Annotated in this window: 18 protein-coding genes and 1 pseudogene; 7 read left to right on the top strand and 12 right to left on the bottom strand. The window is 55.1% G+C overall.

Annotated features, from left to right (window positions below; translation table 11 throughout):
* The first annotated feature begins 319 nt into the window (after positions 1 to 319).
* Complete coding sequence (garD, locus tag ABIE29_RS02665; RefSeq protein WP_429616694.1) at positions 320 to 1891, top strand: galactarate dehydratase; 1572 nt, start codon at positions 320 to 322, stop codon at positions 1889 to 1891.
* A gap of 248 nt (positions 1892 to 2139) precedes the next feature.
* Here the strand turns inward: garD and ABIE29_RS02660 are convergent, their stop codons facing one another.
* The 3 genes from ABIE29_RS02660 to dgt form a co-directional block, all read right to left on the bottom strand.
* Entirely contained in the window at positions 2140 to 3294 is a 1155-nt protein-coding gene (locus ABIE29_RS02660; RefSeq protein WP_429616693.1) for a CdaR family transcriptional regulator, read from the bottom strand.
* Between the two features lie 178 nt (positions 3295 to 3472).
* Positions 3473 to 4879: a serine endoprotease DegP gene (gene degP, locus ABIE29_RS02655; protein WP_429616735.1), complete on the bottom strand. Its 1407-nt coding sequence runs from the start codon at positions 4877 to 4879 to the stop codon at positions 3473 to 3475.
* A 199-nt stretch (positions 4880 to 5078) separates the two neighbouring features.
* Complete coding sequence (gene dgt, locus ABIE29_RS02650) at positions 5079 to 6596, bottom strand: dGTPase (RefSeq protein ID WP_429616692.1); 1518 nt, start codon at positions 6594 to 6596, stop codon at positions 5079 to 5081.
* Between the two features lie 138 nt (positions 6597 to 6734).
* On the opposite strand from dgt, the gene mtnN reads away from it, so the two are divergent.
* From mtnN to ABIE29_RS02630, 4 genes are all read left to right on the top strand, one after another.
* Positions 6735 to 7436, top strand: a complete 702-nt coding sequence (mtnN, locus tag ABIE29_RS02645; protein WP_429616691.1) for a 5'-methylthioadenosine/S-adenosylhomocysteine nucleosidase — start codon at positions 6735 to 6737, stop codon at positions 7434 to 7436.
* Between the two features lies 1 nt (position 7437).
* Positions 7438 to 8244, top strand: coding sequence for a vitamin B12 ABC transporter substrate-binding protein BtuF (gene btuF, locus ABIE29_RS02640; RefSeq protein WP_429616690.1), 807 nt, complete (start codon positions 7438 to 7440; stop codon positions 8242 to 8244).
* Positions 8241 to 8855, top strand: a complete 615-nt coding sequence (locus ABIE29_RS02635) for a TRIC cation channel family protein (RefSeq protein ID WP_429616689.1) — start codon at positions 8241 to 8243, stop codon at positions 8853 to 8855. The genes btuF and ABIE29_RS02635 overlap by 4 nt, the downstream gene beginning before the upstream one ends.
* Before the next feature lie 224 nt (positions 8856 to 9079).
* Positions 9080 to 9316: a hypothetical protein gene (locus ABIE29_RS02630; RefSeq protein WP_429616688.1), complete on the top strand. Its 237-nt coding sequence runs from the start codon at positions 9080 to 9082 to the stop codon at positions 9314 to 9316.
* 54 nt (positions 9317 to 9370) lie between these two features.
* On the opposite strand, the gene erpA is transcribed toward ABIE29_RS02630, so the two are convergent.
* A complete protein-coding gene (gene erpA / locus ABIE29_RS02625) occupies positions 9371 to 9715 on the bottom strand; it encodes an iron-sulfur cluster insertion protein ErpA (RefSeq protein WP_429616687.1) in 345 nt (114 codons plus the stop codon).
* 89 nt (positions 9716 to 9804) lie between these two features.
* A pseudogene (gene clcA, locus ABIE29_RS02620) lies at positions 9805 to 11232 on the bottom strand (H(+)/Cl(-) exchange transporter ClcA).
* 176 nt (positions 11233 to 11408) lie between these two features.
* Between clcA and hemL the strand changes: the two are divergent.
* Positions 11409 to 12698 carry a glutamate-1-semialdehyde 2,1-aminomutase gene (gene hemL / locus ABIE29_RS02615; protein WP_429616686.1) on the top strand — a complete coding sequence of 430 codons (1290 nt, stop codon included), beginning with the start codon at positions 11409 to 11411 and terminating at the stop codon, positions 12696 to 12698.
* Positions 12699 to 12735: 37 nt separating this feature from the next.
* On the opposite strand, the gene ampE is transcribed toward hemL, so the two are convergent.
* On the bottom strand, positions 12736 to 13590 hold the full coding sequence (gene ampE / locus ABIE29_RS02610; protein ID WP_429616685.1) for a beta-lactamase regulator AmpE: 855 nt from the start codon (positions 13588 to 13590) through the stop codon (positions 12736 to 12738).
* Positions 13591 to 13871: 281 nt separating this feature from the next.
* Here ampE and nadC point away from each other — a divergent pair, with 281 nt between their 5' ends.
* Positions 13872 to 14762 (top strand): carboxylating nicotinate-nucleotide diphosphorylase, encoded by an 891-nt coding sequence (gene nadC, locus ABIE29_RS02605; RefSeq protein WP_429616684.1) that lies wholly within the window; start codon positions 13872 to 13874, stop codon positions 14760 to 14762.
* Between the two features lie 109 nt (positions 14763 to 14871).
* Here nadC and ABIE29_RS02600 read toward each other — a convergent pair whose 3' ends face one another.
* The 6 genes from ABIE29_RS02600 to ABIE29_RS02575 all read right to left on the bottom strand — a co-directional run bounded on the left by ABIE29_RS02600 (position 14872) and on the right by ABIE29_RS02575 (position 21334).
* Positions 14872 to 15531 carry a helix-turn-helix transcriptional regulator gene (locus tag ABIE29_RS02600; RefSeq protein WP_429616683.1) on the bottom strand — a complete coding sequence of 220 codons (660 nt, stop codon included), beginning with the start codon at positions 15529 to 15531 and terminating at the stop codon, positions 14872 to 14874.
* Positions 15532 to 15551: 20 nt separating this feature from the next.
* The gene (locus ABIE29_RS02595; RefSeq protein ID WP_429616682.1) at positions 15552 to 16253 is read right to left on the bottom strand and encodes a LuxR C-terminal-related transcriptional regulator; all 702 of its coding nucleotides are present in this window, start codon (positions 16251 to 16253) and stop codon (positions 15552 to 15554) included.
* 9 nt (positions 16254 to 16262) lie between these two features.
* Positions 16263 to 16955, bottom strand: coding sequence for a response regulator transcription factor (locus ABIE29_RS02590; protein WP_080660661.1), 693 nt, complete (start codon positions 16953 to 16955; stop codon positions 16263 to 16265).
* A 174-nt stretch (positions 16956 to 17129) separates the two neighbouring features.
* A complete protein-coding gene (locus tag ABIE29_RS02585; RefSeq protein WP_429616681.1) occupies positions 17130 to 17657 on the bottom strand; it encodes a fimbrial protein in 528 nt (175 codons plus the stop codon).
* 71 nt (positions 17658 to 17728) lie between these two features.
* Positions 17729 to 18760 (bottom strand): fimbrial protein, encoded by a 1032-nt coding sequence (locus ABIE29_RS02580; protein ID WP_429616680.1) that lies wholly within the window; start codon positions 18758 to 18760, stop codon positions 17729 to 17731.
* Positions 18761 to 18766: 6 nt separating this feature from the next.
* Positions 18767 to 21334, bottom strand: a complete 2568-nt coding sequence (locus ABIE29_RS02575; RefSeq protein ID WP_429616679.1) for a fimbria/pilus outer membrane usher protein — start codon at positions 21332 to 21334, stop codon at positions 18767 to 18769.
* Positions 21335 to 21359: the final 25 nt, after the last annotated feature.

The raw sequence follows: 21359 nt of genomic DNA, 5'->3' as shown, positions 1-21359 counted from the left end.
ACGCATTAACGCTTGGTAGAGAAAAGTATAGGGAACAGACTGCCTGGACTCATCGGGCAAATAACCCAATAACAGGGCTAATATGGCGGCTTATTTATGGCGTATGCCCAATCGGGCGCGGGCTGGCTCACGGATCCTGCGGTTGCGTGAACTATCTCACAGCGGGTTGGCACAATGCCAAAGATTGACGTCCGGAAAGCGCCAAATCTAGGTCATTTGCATAATGCCCGACACGATAGCGAATGTTATGCTTTTTGCTGAGCCAGTCTTTCGATTATTACCCACGGCGTAGATAAGTCAGAGTGCGTGAGGTTTCACTATGTCAGAATATGCAGTTGGCAGTATTAAAACATTACCGCGCTATATTCAGGTTCATCGGCAAGATAACGTCGCCATTGTGGTTAACGACCATGGGCTGCCTAAAGGAGCAAGCTTCCCTTGCGGTCTGACATTATTGGAGCATATTCCTCAAGGGCACAAAGTTGCGTTGCAAGATATTCCTCAAGGCAGCACTATTTTGCGCTATGGCGAAGTGATTGGCTTTGCCGCACGGGATATTCTCCGTGGCAGCTGGATTGATGAATCGCTGGTGCTGCTTCCCCCGGCCCCCGAGTTGGCCAGCCTGCCACTCGCCAACAATGTGCCCCAGGCATTACCGCCCCTGGAAGGTTATACCTTTGAAGGTTACCGTAATGCCGACGGCAGCGTTGGCAGCAAGAACCTGTTGGCTATCACCACCAGCGTGCACTGCGTGGCCGGTGTAGTGGATTATGTGGTGAAAATCATTGAACGCGACCTGCTGGCGAAATATCCCAACGTCGACGGTGTGGTAGGTCTGAATCATCTCTATGGCTGCGGCGTCGCTATCAACGCTCCCGCCGCGGTAGTACCTGTCCGTACCCTACATAATCTGGCGCTCAACCCGAACTTTGGCGGCGAAGTGATGGTGGTGGGGCTAGGCTGCGAGAAGCTGCAGCCGGAGCGCCTGCTGCAGGGAACCCCAGATGTCCAACCCATCACCGTGGATGAAAGCCGGATTGTACGCCTGCAAGATGAGAAACACGTTGGGTTTCAGGCCATGGTGGCCGAAATTCTGGCCGTCGCAGAGCAGCACCTGCAACGCCTGAACCGCCGCAAGCGCGAAACCGTGCCGGCCTCCGAGCTGGTGGTGGGGATGCAATGTGGCGGTAGTGATGCCTTTTCCGGGGTGACGGCCAACCCGGCGGTAGGTTTTGCTTCCGATCTGCTGGTACGCTGCGGGGCTACCGTGATGTTCTCAGAAGTCACCGAAGTGCGTGATGCCATCCACCTGTTAACCCCACGGGTCGCCGATCAACACGTTGGCAAGCGCTTACTGGAGGAGATGGCCTGGTATGACGATTACCTCAATCAAGGGCAAACCGATCGCAGCGCCAACCCTTCACCCGGTAACAAGAAAGGCGGTTTGGCCAACGTGGTGGAAAAGGCATTAGGCTCAATTGCCAAATCTGGCAGTAGCACGATTGTCGAAGTGCTCTCCCCCGGCCAACGCCCCAGCAAACGTGGGCTGATTTATGCAGCCACCCCCGCCAGCGACTTTGTTTGCGGCACGCAGCAGCTGGCTTCCGGCATTACGGTGCAAGTGTTCACTACCGGCCGGGGGACCCCTTACGGCCTGACTGCCGTGCCGGTGATCAAAATGGCGACGCGCAGTGCGCTGGCTGAACGTTGGCACGATCTGATCGATATCAACGCTGGAACCATTGCCACCGGGGAAGCGACCATCGAACAGGTGGGCTGGCAACTGTTTGAACTGATCCTGGATATCGCCAGCGGACGCAAGCAAACCTGGTCAGATCAATGGGGTTTGTTCAACGCGTTGGCGGTATTTAATCCGGCACCTGTTACTTGAGTGCAACGCCCCTCACCCTAACCCTCTCCCCAAGGAGAGGGAACCGAATGTGCCACTGTTTCACTTCTTAGCGGGACCTCGATCCCGTATTAGCTGGTGGTTTTAATGCCGCAACACCCAAAGCTTGAGGTGGGTAGGGATACGCGATTGCGGCCCCCACGGACGGGTTCACGGCATGTCGGCGTTCTGCATGATCCCCACCCGCTGTATTATGGCTTTCAGCTAGTTACCACAAAGCTCTGAAGGATTTAATCCTCACCCAGCTGCAACCCCACATACAACAACAGGCGCGCATCGAAATTGGCCAGGTTCAACCCGGTCAGTTCGGAAATGCGATTGAGGCGATATTCCAGCGTATTGCGGTGAATATAGAGTGCCTTGGCAGTCGCGGTAGGCTGCACATTATTCAAAAACCAGGCGTTTAAGGTACGCAGCAACAACCCATTCCCGTCCATGGCCTTCAAACGTTCCAATGGCCGAGCCAACTCATCCGCCTGCCAACCGCTACGCAGGCTGCCCAGCAACACCGGCAGCATCAGATCCTGATAATAATAGGCCCACCGCTCAGGCATGCGCTGCTTGCCAACGGCCATGGTGGTACGCGCCGTGCGGTAGGAACGCACCAGGCTACCTGGGCCAATGAAATAGTTGCCGAGCGCAATGCGCACTCGCAATCGGCTGCTTTCATTGATCCGCACCAGCAGATTCTCCACCCGCCGCCGGTGAGCCTCGGCATCCCAACGCCCGTGGTGATTCAGCGCCGGTTTAAGCACCACCATCTCACTGAGAGAAACAATGGCGATCAGGTTGTCACGCTCTGGCAGCGTCAGCAGTTCCTGTAACTGCTGTAATTCGGCCATGGCGCTGTCGACCCCCAACTGGCCGCTATCCACCTCCACGACCGCCGCTACGCGAGGTTGGTTGGGATCTATCCCCAGGCGCTGTGCCCATTCCATCAAGGCCGGTGACAGCTCTTCCGTACGGATCAGGTTCAACACAAACTCTTCACGAAAGCGGCTGTCCTGCGCTAATAAGCTCAACAAACGCGCCTGCTCCAGCATCATTTCAGCGGTCATGCAGACCAGTTCACCGTACTGCCGCAGTTGCACCGGATCGCCAGTCAGGCCGATGACCCCAACGATATTTCCATCAACGTGCAACGGCAGATTAATGCCGGGCCGAACGCCGTGCAAATGACGGGCAACGGCATCGTCGATAGCGACCACTCTGGCCTGTGACAACACCAGCAATGCCCCTTCATGCAGTTCCCCCAGGCGCTCAGGATCGCCACTGCCAATAATCCGACCACGGTTGTCCATCACGTTGATATTGCTATCAATAATTTTCATGGTACGAGCGACAATTTCCCTGGCTAGCTTGGCATCAAGATGATATTCCGCCATTGCGTCTTATCCCCGTCAGATGATAAACCAACATTCAGCATACCGACGAGCCTCCACGGGCACATTGTGCAGATGCCCAAATGCGTGTTAGCCGGACACGAGTTTGTGCTCAAACGCACAGTTTTTAGCCATAAAAAAGGTACGCCGCAGCGTACCCTGTTAGAACAACGGGACAACATTACTGCATCAGCAGATACAGCGTCGAGTCGCCACGTTGGATGTTCAACGCCAGCACCGCAGGCTTGCTGTCGAGCACCTTACGCAGCTCGCCCAGGTTATTGATCGGCTGCTGGTTCACACCCATGATCACATCACCTTTTTTCAGCCCGATACGCGCGGCGGCACTGCCAGGTTTCACCTTCTCAATCTTCACACCTTTCACTTTGTCGGTACTGTTACTCAGTTCTGCACCTTCAATACCGGTGTAAATATTGCTGGAATCAACCTGCTCCTGGCTGCTTTGCTCAAGCGTTACGTCCATGGTCACCGGCTTACCGTCGCGGATAATGCCCAGCGCCATCTTGGTGCCCACCGGCAAGCTGCCGATTTCGGCACGGAACGACGCAAAGCTGGAGATGGCCTTACCGTTCAGGGTGACAATCACGTCACCGGCTTTGATACCAGCCTTGGCAGCGGAGGATTTCGGCACAACCTGGCTGACGAATGCGCCACGCTGGGCGTCCACTTTCATCGCTTGCGCCAGCTCGGAGTTCAGCTCGGTCCCCATAATGCCCAGCTCACCGCGTTTCACCTGGCCATACTCCACCATTTGCGAGGTCAGGTTTTTCACCATGTTGCTTGGAATGGCGAAACCGATACCGATGTTGCCGCCGTCCGGCGCCAGGATCGCGGTATTAATGCCAACCAGCTCACCGTTCAGGTTAACCAACGCACCGCCGGAGTTACCCCGGTTGATCGCCGCATCGGTCTGGATAAAGTTTTCGTAGTTTTCAATGTTCAGGCCGCTACGCCCCAGGGCAGAAACGATCCCGGAGGTCACGGTCTCACCCAGGCCATATGGGTTACCGATCGCCACGGTGTAATCACCCACGCGCAACTGCTCGGAATCGGCCATTTTGATCGCCGACAGGTTTTTGGCGTCTTTCAGTTGGATCAACGCGATATCAGAACGCGGATCCTTGCCGATCACCTTGGCTTCAAAACGACGACCATCGCTCAATTGCACCGTGATCTTGCTGGCATTGTCTACCACGTGGTTGTTGGTGACCACATAGCCTTTTTCCGCGTTGATGATGACGCCTGAACCCAGGGCTTTGAAGGCTTCCTGGGTAGTTGGCCCACCCGGTGCGCCACCTTGGCACATTGGGGAACCCTGGAAGGGTGAACCATCCTGGCAGAACGGCGACATTTGCTGTAGCGTTTTCGCATTCACCGCGGCACTTCCTTCCACGTTAATGCTTACCACCGAAGGCATCACTTTTTCCAACATCGGTGCCAGGCTTGGCAACGGTTGGGCGCTAGTGGAGGCAGAAGCCGTTTCTGCGGCGTTGGCGGTAGTTACCGGACCCATTGCCAAACCAATACTCAAAGCCAAGGCGCTTAAAGCCAGTGCTGTTTTTTTCATCTTCATCTGTGTGTCTCTTAAAAGTCGTTCAAAAGGAATACCGGGTCTTGGTGCTTAGTAAGAGCCTGCTGATTAGCTGAAGTTCCACTGGTGCGGCCAGGTAATAGTAAATAAATATTGTCGGCCTTTACAAAACTCGAAATAATGTCCCGGCTTGAGAGTTATCTCGCTAAAATAAGCCGCAGACTGTCTCATGAATTTATTCCGCCGCCATTAATCGACGATATTCATCATAGGCATAAAGATCGGTCATGCCGCTGATATAATCCTGTAACAACCGCGCCCGGAAATAATATTCCCGAATAGCCTGCTGCTCGGCCGAAAGATGCTGCAAACCTTCTACCGCCTCGACATAGGCCAGGCGGTGTTTGGTCGAAAGCTTGTGAAACAGCCGCGTCTCAATCGGGAACGCCCGGTGGCTGTCTTCCCGCACCAACTGGCTGAAATCGGCCAGCGACATGGCCAGCAACGGGCTATAAATGTCCAGCAGGCCGTTGATCACCCGGTAACCCTGTAGCTCCAACTGCTCCACTTCCGGGTGGTTGAACACGTGCTTGAACGCAACGTTCTTGAAGATAGCGAGCAGGCGGCAAGCCGGGCTGGCATCCTCCAGCAATGCCCCATTAAAGTGGCCGTGATACACCGCATCCAGGTTATCGATAAACCGCTGCGCCGCATGGGGAACCAATTTAGCGACGGTAAATACCCGCAGGTACATAAAGAACTGATCTTCCGAACTGCGGCGCGCCCCGCTGCGCTCAATTTTGCGAAACGCGCTGGCAACGGTCTTATCAAACAGATCCCCTGGAGCAATCTCGCCCCATTCCTGGATTAAATACTGATACAGCTGCTCCACGGTAAAAATGTTCTTTTCTACCGCGTCTTCCAGATCGGCCACGCAGTAAGAAATATCATCGGCGGCCTCCATAATATAGGTGAGCGGGAAACGGTCGAACTCTCCCATATGCAATTCGCGCCGCAAGCGATCGACAAAAGCCTCCTCCGCCAGATAAAACCCCGGCTTCTTCATCAGATAGCTGTGGCTGGCGGGAATATCGTTCGCCCAATAGGCCGGGCGGGTATATTTCAGGATGCAGCCTACCTGGGCATAGGTCAGGTTCAATTTCAGCAACGTATAGACCAGGCGGATCGCCTGAGCATTACCTTCAAAATGGCTAAGATCGTGGCGAATACGGCTGCGCAGCCGGTTAAGATCGCTCTCCCCTTCATGCAGGCGTAACACCTCTACCTGGCAACGATCGTGACTACCCGGCTCACTGCCACAGCTGGCGGGATCGAGCCGCTGGCGGAACCAGTCGTTGATGGCAGATTCACCGAAATGACCAAACGGCGGATTGCCGATGTCGTGCATCAGGCAGGCCATCTCGACAATGCTCTCGAAAGGATCGAGCAGCTTGCTCAGGCCGAGCGCATCAATACGCTGGTCCTGTTTGAAGCGGTTGAGGATCTCTTTGGCAATATGCCGCCCTACCTGCTGCACTTCCATTGAATGGGTCAGGCGGCTGCGCACCGCCGCGTTACGCTCCAGCGGAAACACCTGCGTTTTCTGCTGTAAACGACGAATCGCCGCAGAATTGACAATGCGCCCGCGATCGCTCTCGAACTGGCGAATGATGTCGTACTCTTCTTCGGCTTCAATCGGCTTGCTAAAAGGCCGCTGAAAGCTGATCTTCTGCTTAAAGTCGATCCCGGACATCTGTTTCTCCTCCCGTTGCGCATTCCCTCCGTGATAACAATTCCCGGCGGCAGATGCAACGGTATTGCGGATTATCTCTCTCTCAGAGCCATGATAGACTATGGCGCAATTTCCATACCCTATCAGCGAGTATTATTTATGAAAGTAGGCATCATCGGCGCAATGGAAGAAGAAGTTACCCTGCTGCGCGAGCAAATTGCGAACCGCCAGACCCTGAAACGTGCGGGTTGCGAGATCTATACCGGCCAAATCAACGGCGTGGAAGTCGCCCTGCTCAAATCGGGCATCGGCAAAGTGGCGGCGGCGCTGGGTACCACCCTGCTGCTGGAGCAGTGCCAACCCGATGTGGTGATCAATACCGGTTCCGCCGGTGGCCTGGCCGCTACGCTGAAAGTGGGCGATATCGTCGTGTCTGAAGAAGTGCGTTACCACGACGCCGACGTGACCGCCTTTGGCTATGAACCGGGTCAGATGGCCGGTTGCCCACCAGCGTTTGTTGCCGACCCTGCGTTGATCGCACTGGCTGAAAACTGCATCAAACAGCTTGACCTGAACGCGGTTCGCGGCCTGATTTGCAGCGGTGACGCCTTCATCAACGGTGCCGAGCCTCTGGCGCGCATCCGCAACACCTTCCCAACCGTTGCCGCCGTCGAAATGGAAGCCGCCGCCGTTGGCCACGTTTGCCATCAGTTCGGCACGCCATTCGTGGTGGTACGCGCGATTTCCGACGTTGCCGATAGCGAATCCCATATGAGCTTCGACGAGTTCCTGGCGGTAGCCGCCAAGCAGTCCTCGCTGATGGTCAATGCCATACTGCAAGCCCTGGCCAAGCGCGGTTAATGTGAAGCTGCGTCTGTGCGCCCTGCTGAGCTGGCTGATCCTGGGAATGCTGCTGCCTGCCAGCGCCGCCCAACGGGTGATCAGCCTGGCACCGAGCACCACGGAGCTTGCCTACGCGGCCGGTATGGGGGATACCCTGCTGGCCGTCAGCGCTTACTCCGATTATCCCCCCGCAGCCAGACTGCTGGAGCAGGTCGCCTCCTGGCAAGGGATCAACCTGGAACGGATCCTGGCGTTGAAACCCGATCTGGTTCTCGCCTGGCGTGGCGGTAACCCCCAGCGGGTATTGGATCAGCTCGCCGCCTTCGGCATCCCGATTTTCTACGCGGATGCCAAGAATATTGATGAAATCGCCCAGTCGCTGGATGCGTTGGCGCAGTACAGCCCTCATCCAGAACAGGCACACCAGGCCGCAGCCAGCCTCCGCCAACAGGTAGAGGAGCTGAAAACACGCTATGCCAGCAATTCGCCAAGACCGGTGCTGTTACAGTTTGGCACCCAACCACTGTTCACCAGTTCGGCGGCCACGTTGCAGAGCCAGGTGCTGACATTATGCGGCGCACAGAATATCTTTGCCGATAGCCCCGTGCCCTGGCCGCAGGTGAGCCGGGAGCAGGTGCTGGTGCGTAAACCACAGGCCATCGTCATAAGCGGGAATGCCCAGCAGATCGCCAATGTGAAAGCCTTCTGGGGCCCGCAGTTGGACGTGCCGGTGATTGCGCTTGAGGAAGATTGGTTTAACCGTGCCGGGCCACGCATCATGCTGGCGGCACAATCACTATGCGGTCAATTGGCGGAGATCCATTGATGGTATTTTGGCTGGATATTCTTGGTACTGCGGTGTTTGCCATTTCCGGTGTGTTGCTGGCGGGCAAATTACGGATGGATCCCTTTGGCGTATTGGTACTGGGGGTAGTGACCGCGGTCGGCGGCGGGACGATCCGTGATATGGCGCTCGCCAACGGCCCGGTATTCTGGGTAAAGGATCCCACCGATCTGGTGGTAGCGATGATCACCTGTGTGCTGACGCTGCTGTTGGTACGCCAGCCGCGTCGCTTACCGAAATGGATCCTGCCGGTGCTGGATGCCATCGGGCTGGCGGTGTTCGTGGGGATCGGCGTCAATAAGGCGTTCGCCGCTGGCAGTGGGCCACTGGTGGCAGTCTGCATGGGCGTGATCACCGGCGTCGGCGGCGGGATTATCCGCGACGTGCTGGCCCGCGAGATCCCGATGATCCTGCGAACCGAAGTCTACGCCACCGCCTGCATCGTCGGCGGAGCGGTGCACGTCACGGCGTTCTACACCTTTGGCATGCCGTTGCAGCATGCCATGATGCTGGGGATGATCATCACGCTGGGCATCCGCCTGGCCGCCATTCGTTGGCATCTGAAACTACCGGCCTTTGTGCTAGAACAGTAATTACGGCCTCCGCCGGCTTCGGCGGAGGTTTTCCTGCCAGACAGTGAATTCGACTATTATATAAGCAATATGCTATTATTTTGCGCTAACAAAGTGCGACCGAATAATGTAATCATCTGGTTAACCCCTCGTTAAAAATTATCCCGCGCTGTTAAGTTCCGTTCACTTTTGCCGATAGGTCTGATTGCTGTGGCCTGCAGATAGGTATTGTTTTGAGTTTAAACATGAAGAAAAGTCTTTTGATCGCCAGCACACTGCTGTTGAGCAGCAGTGTGCTGGCCGAGAACACCAGCGGCAAGATTGGTATCAGTCTGACGATTGTACCCACCTGCAGCGTAACAACGGCCGGCAACACACCACAGGTGGAATGCGGCAATGGCACAGTCTTGCAGCCGAAGATGAGCCACAGCAAACGGGTAGTAGACGATCGGGAAAGTGAACTGATCACCGTGGAATGGTAGGCACAAAAAAACCCGCGCACCGTGCAGGCTGGCGGGTTTTCTAACGGCGGCAGATCAGATACTGAATGAAGAACCACAGCCACAGGTGGTTTTGGCATTCGGGTTAGTCACGATAAAGCGTGAACCTTCCAACCCTTCGGTATAATCCACCGAGCCACCAACCAGATATTGCAGGCTCATCGGATCAACCACCAGCGCAACGCCCTGTTTCTCGATGGTCATATCGCCGTCGTTGATCTTGTCATCAAACGTGAAGCCGTACTGGAATCCACTGCAGCCGCCACCGGTAATGTAAACCCGCAACTTCAGGTTTGGATTCTCTTCGTCAGCAATCAGGAATTTCACCTTGCTTGCTGCTGCCTCGGTAAATTGCAGGGGCAGTGCTGTTTCATCACTCATACTCGTTACTCCCAACAGTGTTTCACATCAGGCGACGACGACGGTAACCTGATTAATGTTGCTGATTATCCAATACCTGAGTGTTGCGTTCAAGTATTCACCGCATTTGTTGTATTTTCTTTACCTGTTTTCTCGGCCAATTCCTGCTGCTGCCTTTGTAAGGTGCGGGCTAAAATAGCGGAATACAATGGCTTACCGCCCATGAACTGTGCCACCAGGGTCGCGCCGAGGCAGGTAATGATCATCGGTAAAATCAGCTGATAGTTATCGGTCATTTCCAATACCAGCACAATACCGGTTAACGGGGCACGCACGGTAGCGGCAAACAGCGCCCCCATCCCTGCAATAGCAAAGGTGCCAGCCTCAAGCCCATATTCAGGGAACAGGTGACTGCTGAACAGGCCAAAAGCGGTGCCTAGCAGCGTCCCCAAGGCCAGCATCGGCGCAAAAATACCGCCCGGTGCGCCTGAGCCGAAACATAACAGCGTTGTGACCACGCGGACGATAAAGATAAACAGCAGCATACCTACGCTGTAATTGCCCGCCGCCGCGATCGGGATCAAGGCCGAACCACCACCCGCTACTGCCGGCTGGATCAGCCCAAGTACGCCACAAATGCCCCCTAACAGGGCACCAATCAGCAGGATCCTGCTCATCTTGCCACCATGAAACCGGGCAAACATATCCTGCGTACGAAACACCAGAGCGTTAAACATCACCCCTACCGCGCCAAACAGCGTCCCCAGCACTAGGTAAAGCCACAGCGTATTAAGCGGTGCCGAAGCGAGTTTGCCCACTTCAATCAGCGCACTTTCACCATTAAAAATGCGAAAGACAATGCTCGACATAATCACGCCGATAAACACCGCCTTGATGGAAATCAGGTTGTAACGAAACTGCGGCCGCATCTCTTCGATAACGAACAAGATCCCCGCCAAGGGGGCATTGAATGCGGCGGAGAGGCCGGCAGCAGCACCGGTGGCCAGCATGGAATGGCGCGCTTGCGCGCTGCGCATACGGAAAATATCCAGCACCATTCGCCCGGCATTGGCCCCCATCTGTACCGTTGGCCCCTCGCGCCCCAGCACCATACCAGCGCCGAGCGTCCCCATACCGCCGATAAATTTCACCGGGATCACTCGCCACCAGCGCACCGGACGTAACTCTTCCAGCGCCCCTTCGATCTCCGGGATCCCCGAGCCACCCGCCTCCGGCGCAAAGCGTTTGACCAGATAAAATCCCAAAACGGCCAGCACGGCAGAAAAAATAAACGCCAGCGGCCACACCAGGATCCAGGAGTTGGCGACAGAGGCCAGGCCCGACAGCCGCTGCTGTTGCACCCACTCTACCGCTTTATCAAAAGCAACGCCCAATAACCCCGCTAACGTCCCCACCAACGCCGCCATCAGCAGGATGACAACCGGCGTCTTATCCTAGCGAAAAAACTGACGGACTTTATCGTTGCGGGTCAGGCGTACGCCTGAGGCCGCAGGAGACTGTTGCTGTAATTCAGTCATAGTAGGTTCATTATTGCAGTGAAAAATCATACGAATAGCGATGTAAACCATTCTAGCTCAGTCGTTCCCCTACCGCCCCTCTAAATAGGTATCGGACTGTGATCGTTTCATAACTCCTTACTCTCCTCTAGAATAGCGCGGTCAAATCATTCAAAAGCAAACCCAGGAGCCGGTTTATGAGCTTACACAGTAAGTCCGAAAGTCTGTACGCCCAGGCGCAACAGCTGATCCCAGGCGGAGTCAACTCCCCAGTGCGTGCATTCACCGGTGTAGGCGGCACCCCGCTGTTTATCGAACGTGCCGACGGTGCCTATCTGTTTGATGCCGATGGTAAAGCCTATATCGATTATGTCGGTTCCTGGGGCCCGATGGTGCTGGGCCATAACCATCCGGCGATCCGCAATGCGGTGATCGAGGCGGCACAGCGCGGCCTGAGCTTCGGCGCACCTACCGAGATGGAAGTGAAAATGGCCGAGTTGGTGACCACTCTGGTCCCCACGATGGATATGGTGCGTATGGTGAACTCCGGTACCGAAGCAACCATGAGCGCCATTCGTCTGGCGCGGGGTTACACCAACCGCGACAAGATCATCAAGTTTGAAGGCTGCTACCACGGCCACGCCGACTGCCTGCTGGTGAAAGCCGGTTCCGGCGCACTGACGCTGGGCCAGCCGAACTCACCGGGCGTGCCGGCAGACTTCGCCAAGCACACGCTGACCTGTACCTATAACGACCTCGACTCCGTACGTACCGCATTCGAGCAGTACCCTTCAGAGATCGCCTGCATCATCGTTGAGCCTGTCGCGGGCAACATGAACTGCATCCCACCGCTGCCAGACTTCCTGCCGGGCCTGCGCGCCCTGTGCGACAAGTATGGCGCGTTGTTGATCATTGACGAAGTGATGACCGGTTTCCGCGTCGCACTGGCCGGTGCTCAGTCTTATTATGATGTGGTACCAGACCTGACCTGCCTGGGCAAAATTATCGGTGGCGGTATGCCGGTGGGAGCCTTCGGTGGCCGCCGTGAAGTGATGGCCGCTCTGGCACCTACCGGGCCGGTGTATCAGGCTGGTACGCTGTCTGGCAACCCGATTGCGATGGCCGCCGGTTTCGCCTGTCTGACCGAAGTTTCCCAGGTTGGCATTCACCAGACCTTGACCGATCTGACCAACAAGCTGGCTGAAGGCCTATTGGCAGCGGCCAAGGCAGAGAACATTCCCTTTGTCGTCAACCATGTAGGTGGCATGTTCGGGCTGTTCTTTACCAATGCACCGACGGTCACCTGCTATCAGGACGTGATGGGCTGCGATGTCGAGCGCTTCAAGCGCTTCTTCCATCTGATGTTGGATGAGGGGGTTTATCTGGCACCGTCAGCGTTCGAGGCTGGCTTTATGTCTGTCGCACACAGCGACGAAGATATTCAGCGCACCGTCGATGCCGCACGCCGCTGCTTCGCCAAACTGTAATCTTCTGGCGGGCGCCATTCTGCGCCCGCCGTTACCTTCAGAGCAAGGCACCGTAAATCGTCAATAACGCCACCACCACCACCACGATCAGGGTTACTTTACGCGCTAATGTTACCGCTGCGCGCGGCGTCTGAACCGAGTCCATATGCGGCTCACGGGCCAGAGAGAACTGCGCCAAACGCGTCAACACCTGATACTGCGGAGTATGACGATCCCCCAGCGAAGCAAACCACGCGGGCAGCGCCCTTTCGCCATGCCCAATCAGCGCATACGCCACCCCTGCCAGACGAACCGGGACCCAGTCCAGCACATGCAACAGGAAATCGATACCCGTTTGCGAGCGTTGCAGCGGTGAATGATGCCGGGCCAACCAGGTTTGATAGGCCCGCAGAAAAGCATAACCTGCCAGAGCGAGTGGCCCATAAGGCCCGCACACTGCAAACCAGAACAGCGGTGCCAGATAGTAGCGATAGTTAGTCCACAGCAGGGCGTTTTGCAGCTCACGCAGGCGTTCTTCTTCGCTACAATCCACCGGTAAACCGTGGATCAGCGCCAGCTCTTCCGCCATCTGATCGCTGGCGTGGCTATCGCCCTGCCGCGCAGCCTGCAAATAGGCCCGATAATGTTTGCGTGTGATCCCGGCCCCCACGCACAGCAGACCAATCACAATCCACAACAGTAACACCACAACACCGAAGAACAGGCCCTGAGCCAACCACAGGATGCCCCAGACGACAAACATCCAGACCAGGGTCATTGCCAACGTTTGTACCAAAGAAAACCGATGCAGCCGCTGAAACACCACTTCCAGACGATGGTCCAACTGCCAGTGCTCACCCAGTTTAAACAGACGTTCCCACGCCAAAACCAGTAACAGCGTAAACAGCGTCATTAGCTAATCCTCTCCCTTTGTCCAGTTCCCCAGCATAGTGCTTTCGATGGTACCAGTTCCAGCGACAAGGTGCAGTTCAACATGGAAGTTTTGTTACTCAATAAACGAAAGATACTGATTAATCCCATCAGCGCGACATGCCCCTGAATAGTTGGCACTTCTTGGTATCATTTTTTCTTTACTAAGCCATTGATATTATTTACAACTCACCGCTAGCTCAGGGCTATAAAACGGAGTAGCATGTTGACTCACCGTCCTATCCGTCCATTTCGGAGTTTGCCATGCCGACACGCCGCTACAGTGCCGACAGCCGCCGTACCGCGCTTCTCGAACGTATTGCCCATGATGTCCCTGCCTGCGTCGCCCTGGCGCTGAGCGAAGATCTGGGGGGAACCGTAGATGCCGAGCGCGATATCACCGCACAACTGTTACCCGCAGACAGACAGGCCAACGCCACGGTGATCACCCGTGAACCCGGCGTCTTCTGTGGCCGCCGCTGGCTGGAAGAAGTCTTTATCCAACTCGGTGGGCAGGTGAAGATCGAGTGGCTGGTAGAGGACGGCGATAAACTGGTGCCCAACCAGCCGCTATGCCACCTGAGCGGCCCAGCGCGAATCCTGCTGACGGGCGAACGCACCGCGCTGAACTTTGTGCAAACGCTCTCCGGCGTGGCCTCGGCGGTAAACCGCTATGTAGAGTTGCTGCAAGGCACGCAAACCCGTCTGTTGGATACCCGCAAGACACTGCCCGGCCTGCGCACTGCGCTGAAATATGCCGTGCTGTGCGGCGGTGGCAGCAATCATCGTCTCGGTCTCTCGGATGCTTTCCTGATCAAGGAAAATCACATCATAGCTTCCGGCTCGATCAAAAACGCGGTAGAGAAAGCCTTCTGGCTGCACGCCGACGTACCGGTAGAGGTGGAGGTCGAATCGCTGGATGAGTTGCAACAGGCATTGGATGCCGGTGCCGATATTGTGATGCTGGATAATTTCAGCGTCGAGATGATGCGTGATGCCGTTGCTCTGGCCCAGGGACGCACGCAGTTGGAAGTCTCCGGCAATGTCACCGATCAGACCCTGCGCGAGTTTGCCGAAACCGGTGTGGATTATATCTCTGTCGGGGCACTGACCAAACACGTTACCGCGCTCGATCTGTCAATGCGTTTTAACTGAGCCTGTTATTGGCAACGCCTCTTCCTGGGGCGTTGTTCCTTATGTGAGAGCCACTCACACAGCATCTCCCTATCTACCAATGCGGATTTAAGCGAACACGTTGATAAACTCAGCAATAATACCAAAGGCTTGGGGTCAGTTCCCCGACCATCTGGACTCCGTCATGGGGCAGCCAACTGTCGGTAAAGACGCTTTGTACCGCGATAAGCTGGGCATAGTGGCGGATCCCCAGCTTGTGCATGGCTATGCCCTTCTGTGTGGAGATGGTTTTGATACTGCGCCTTGTCAGCGCGGCAATTTCAGCAGGAGTCATCCCCTGTATCAGGTACTCGACCACCTGCAGCTCCCCCATAGACAACGTTTCCTCATCACACCCCGGTAAAGTGCAGCCAGCCCGGCTATCCTCCCCCAACAGAATCTGACGCAATTGCGTATGCCACAAGACTAACGGTTGCCCCAGATCCACGATATGTCTCACCCCCAGACGGCGCAACCGAGTCACCAGATAAGGAATGGGGTCATCCAGAATAACCATCAGCGCGACGCCGGGAAAAGAGATGCGCACCTGCTGAATAAAGCGCAAGGCTAACAATAAGTCTGCCTGTTGCCCAACGTGCAATGACATAACCAGCACATCCACCGGCTGTGCATCCAGATACCATTGTGCTTCAGCGGCTTTCTGGCAGTGCCAGACCCGCAATAGCGAATGGGTGTTGAGCAACGCCCAGATCCCAGCCTGAAAGAAACGGCACGGTGAAACTACTGCCACCCGGTACCGCTTCTGGTTAATCATGTCGTTACATACCAGGGGGAATTCGGCGTGTTGTAGGGCGTGTCGGTGACCTGACTGCGTAAATGCTGGAACAGTTCCGCATCATTGCGAACCCCCAACTTGCGCATGCTATTGCACTTATGTGCGCTGATGGTTTTGACACTGCGATGCAGTAAATCAGCCACGTCAGAAACGCTCATTCCTTGCTGCAAGTACTCCAGTACCTTATGTTCCGCCTGCGTCAACACCACCAAACTGTCCTGCACTTGCGCAGGAGTGGCACTGTGCAGCAGGTACATTGCCATACTGGGGCTACAAACCTTGGCACCAGTCAACGCCTGTGCCATATCACGGCGAGTCTGCTCCTGCGACTCCTGGCGGGCAAGCAGGCTGATGTGCGGCCGGAGATTCAAACGCGTCAACAACGCAATGTCCCGGCAATAGGTGCACACCACGATACGCAGCGCGGGCGCACGTTCAGAGAGCATCAGCAACTGTTGCGTGTCGCGGGCAATCTCCTGCGGCGAGCCACTGAGCACCACCGCCAACAGGTCAATTTGTGGCGGCGCCCATTGCGCCAGCAATTGCTCAAGCGAAGAGACCATCACCAGCAGATGCATAGGGGGATCAAGGTTCTGAATAAAATGTGCCATCCCTGCCTGAAGCAAGGGTATAGGGGCAACAACGGCCAGTTTGACAACCGATAAAGGCGTATTCATGAGCGACTCCTAGATCAGTAATCCATTACGCGCCAGATAATCTCCACGTGTATAGAGATCGCTATCACTATGGAAGCCGAGCTTAATCATGGCACGGCGTTTATGGGTGCTGATGGTGCGCACATCCCGAGCTAGCACCCGCGCCGTATCGGTCACGGTTCTGCCAGCAAATAGGCACTCCAGTACGTCCATCTCACGTCCGGTTAGCGATAATGACGGCGCGCCATTGCCAATCAGGTTCACCGCTGACGGGCTAAGACTGGACAACCCCGCCATCGCGCAGAGAACGCCTTGTGTCAGTGATGACAGGGGATCCTGTTTAAGGTAGATACCGCTGACCCTCAACGTTCTCAACTGTGCAAGCAGGTGCGGTTCCTGCAAAGAGGTGGCAACGATAAGCGGCACCCGTGCCCAGTACTGGCGTAAATGGCTAATCATTCGCAGCCCCTCCAATACCGACTCACCTTCGCCACACAGTTCGGTGATCACCACATCCACCTTGCCCTGCTGCATCGCCACTGGCAGATCGCACACCTTTTCTACGTGCACACAATCCATGACCTGAAACTGTGGTGGCTGGAATGCAGAGCAGATCCCGGCACGCGTTATCGGGCAAGCGTCCATGAGCAATACCCGGTCGATGCGGCATGCCGTCTGCATTTTCGGTAGGGGTGTGTTGTTCCATACGGTTGATGTCATCATGATAATAGTTCCGTTATTAATGACTCAGCTTGTCCTGATAGGTGCTGGCACCCAAAATAGACTTGGGTGCCGATGTTAAAGCTTGCTACGCCAATACACACAGCGGCCAGGGAAACCAACGCCAGCCGTCAAACTCGACCGCGTTTTACCCCCCGAGCGAACTGACCTTGCTCATCAGTTATAGGTAAAATCGACTGACATTACCGCAGCGATATTACCCGGCGTAACCGCCCCTTTGGCATAAGCACTGGCTCTCAATGCAAATGTTGCCGAGTTTCCTACCACCGTCATATCCATGGTAGATCCTGGGTTTTGCAGGGCATTCGGAGCCGCATCCTGTTTAACTTCTACCGCCACGTTATCTGCCATACCCGTACCGCTGGTCGTCGCGTAGCGCCCGCCAGCCGCAGCGTCCGTCGTTCCGCTAAATGATGCGGTAACTTTGCTGGTTGTCGTCGGACAGTCCTTCACTACCAGCTTGAAGGGCACCGGTGTAGAAGTATTTCCCGCCGTCGACAGGCTGGTCGCCTGAATGTTGGTACCCAGATTGACGTTCAAATCTGAGTTGGTGGTATCTACCGAGCAGGGCGAAGCGACCACAACGCCGGTAATATTGACTTGAGTTGGAGCTGCCACTACCTGATGGACACCGGCACCCAAAATAATCAAGGCGAGCAGTGTACGTTGAGTTTGTTTTTTCATGAGGTTTCCTTACTGTTCCCGTCTATATTCAGGCAGGGAATTCCTGCCTGATTTCCTTGAGTTAAAAAAACTTAATTAATTTCTGCATTAATGGTGGCCACGGCATTAAACCGTCCCAGCGCCGGGGTATTACCCGTCACATTCATTGGTGCCAGCGTCATAGAACTGGTACCAGTTTGTGTAGAATAGTCGAAGGTGACAGGCAGATTTCCATTGACCGGCGACACGATATTATTGTTTGCGTCGCGTACCCGAACCCCGATATCAGTATTATCGTAGGACTTCAATGCGGTTGGATCTCCACTCGCGGGCTCTCCACTAAAGGATAAGCTGACGACAACACCGTTAGAAATATTGTTACAGGCCAGCGTCATATTAACGACTTTAGGGGTAAATCCATTGGCAATGTCACCCTTGGTTTTGATGTCATTTGACATGATATTGTCAAAGTTGACATTAATGACCTGCCCGGCATTAATATTACAAGATTGTGGAACCGTTACCGACCCGCTCATATAGATAGACGACATCGGCATCCCACCGTATGAACCACTGACTTTGGTACCAAAAAGATCCAGGATCTTGGTGCTGGGTATAACGACCTGCCCCACAAATGGCCGGGTAAAGTACAAAGACACATAACCACTACTACCGGACGTCCAGTTGGTTATCCCCTTACAAGCACTGGGATACAGATTGCTTTCGTTATCGAATGGGGTGGCAATGTTTTTCTGTCTACCCCCTCCGACCCACAATTCAGTAGCAACTTCCAAATATCTATTTATTGAATAAAAATGTAAGCCTTCATAGTCCCTTGTGAAGGTCAGATTGCTGGGCACCTCTGCCTTATAAAAGGTTATAGGCGAGCCTGTACAATCACAATTGGCAGCATAATCCCCACCTAAACTCCACTGATAGGTTTGATGAAAATACATGCCAGTCTTGTTATCATCTGGATTATCGAACTGTTTGACAAAGGGGAAGTTATATATCTTCGTACCACCTACCGTGGTACACCACCCTGTTGCAGCAAAGCTTGATACGGAAAACAGGCACAGCAGGCCGCCCAATGTAAATTTAACTAACCTGATTAACTTCATCATCGTTCCTTACCGGCACTGCGCATTCAGCATCTGAATGCCAGCACTTTCCGTTGTCTGTTTTGTCAGTGAGTAACTCACCTGACACTGTTGGTCTGAACCGCTGCCCCACTTCACATTCAGGCTGCCGCTGTCTGCCATCCCGGTCAGATAAACCTGGCCACCGTCCCCGACGATAAAGCCCTGTGCTGTTTGCTGTGCCGGATCGCTCACCGTGGCACCGAACGGTACCGGTGCGCCGCCCTGGCGTAACAGAGTCATCAGTATTCGCTGGCCCACGTTAGCCTGGAAGTTGGCTCGAACTACAGCACCACGGGTTGGCACCACGTTCTGAGTGGTCAACTCTAACTCGACGTCATCCGCCAGCGTTTCGGTATTCAACTGCACCTGATTCTTGCGATAAGGGCTGACGTACGGCACGATGGCATAGCCACGCCAGTCGGTTTTAACCCCGGTCTGGTTGTTAACTCCCGTGCCGCTGGCTCCTGGTGCTTTCACCAGCGCAATGGTTTCACCCAACGGTTGGCCGAAGGTCACCCCGTCCTGATGCGCGATAATACCGCCCGTCAGGCCATAGTTCAGACGTTGGCTGTTGCGATCGTACGAATAACCCGCCAACACTTCCCCATAGGTACCCCGGTAATCGGCATTCAGGTTGCCACCGTTACCTATGCCTTTGTTACCATAGCTTTGCTGTACGCCCCAACTCAGGTTGTTGTCCGCCAACGCCGTGCCATTCAGGCCGACGGAATTGTTGGTGGAGCCCTTCTGGCTGGTGTTCATGTTGTAGCTGGCATAACTCCTGCTCAACCAACGATCCAGAGGTAGGCTGACGTTAAGCGCAAATATCTGATCGCGGTCATAAACTGCGCCACTGCTGTTGCCACTGGCCGTCGAGTTTTCGTTATAGCTGTAGCTCAACCCGTAGCTGATACCGTTCCAGCTGTTGTTGTAGCCGGCACCAATCGAGCGTAAGGTACGATCGCTGTTCCAGTAATCTTCGCTGACCCAGTTTAATGACAGGGTTCCCGCCGCATCTCCCAGGTTCTGGCTGATGGTCAACTCGCTGCGGTTGCGCTTGCGGTCGGTGAGCCGGTAACTACTACCGTCACGGTAGGTGTCCAATACTTCCTGCAAACTGTAGTAGCCCGCGGTTGAGTAACGGTATCCGGCAATCGAGAAGTTGGTCCCAGTCTGTACGAGGTTCTTGCTGTAACGAACTCGCCATGATTGGCCATCGGTTTTAGGTTGGTCTTGCATCGTAGACCATGCCTGGGTCACGTCTGCCGATATGGCACCGATGTCACCCATGTTCTTGCCCAGCCCCAAGGCCACAGACTGGTACTTACTGGCAAACTGGCCACCGCCGTAGGCAGTAAAGCCATTGGACAGACCATAAATCGCTGTACCCTGGCTAAACAGGGTCTTGTCTATGCTGTTGTCATAAGAACGGTACTGCCCGCTGGTGACCGAGTACTTCAAACGACCTTGACGTTGCAGCACTGGCAGCGAGGCAAACGGCACCACCATCTGCTGTTGGCTACCGTCGGCTTCCTTAATGGTCACCAGCAGGTCACCGCTGCCCCCGGTAGGGAACATATCGTTGATTTCAAACGCACCTGGCGCCACGTAGGTCTGGTAAATCACGTAGCCGTTCTGGCGGATAATCACCTGCGCATTGGTTCGTGCAATACCCCGTACTATTGGCGCATAGCCCTTCAGGCTGTCCGGTATCATTTCGTCGTCCGAGGCCAACTGCCCACCACGGAACGGTACGCTGTCGAACACGTCCGAAGGCGAACTGCTATCCCCCAGCGTCATTTGGCTCTTCAGCGCGATAATGTCACGCTGGGCATAGGTATAGATGGTATCCCATTTATCCTGGCCGTCACTGTTTCGGCTCCAGGTCGTGTAATTACGCAACCGCCACGCCCCGAGGTTGACACCTGGCCGCAGGTTGACGTACTGGCTGTTGCTGTCTTGGCTATTACCATTACGTGCATAAGTGTTGGCACCGCTCATGCTGTAGTTGAGCAGCAATGCCGGGATACCTTGATCCCACTGGCTTTCAGGAACGTAACCACGTGCTTTCTGTGAGAGGGCAGCCTGAGGAATACTGATCAGTAATTGCTGTTCGCTGAAACGGAACTTGGCGCTGGCCTGGGGAATGGCACTGATGTTGGCGCATTGTGACTTGGCATCACCGAGCCCTGGGAATAAATCGGTTTTCACCCCCAAGGCATTAAGTTGCTCTACGCTCAGACAAGGTTGCAGATGCTCTTTGCCATCAGCCCCTTTTTGCATACTGAACGTCACATCCCGTGTGTCCTGCTGTTCGTTATTGAGATAGATATCGACCCGATAGGTGCCTGGTGCCTGACCTATGCCTTCCTCAAAAACCGTTAAATCTGTCGCCCCCTGGTTTGGGTTATCCATTTGCAGCAGTGCAGGGTTAAAATAGTCACGCGCCTGTACGCTAAAGGATAGGGTTCCCATCAATGCCAGCTGGGCAGCGATCAAATACGCCAGCCTGCTGACGCGCGGCGAGTGCCCGGCCTGGCTTTTATAATTATTCATCCGTTTGACTCCATTGCCTACAGGG

This window comes from Serratia sp. 2723, from assembly GCF_050434425.1.
Lineage (GTDB): Bacteria > Pseudomonadota > Gammaproteobacteria > Enterobacterales > Enterobacteriaceae > Chania.
Note: the sequence above shows the minus strand (reverse complement) of the source record. Positions and strands in the feature narration are given on the sequence as shown.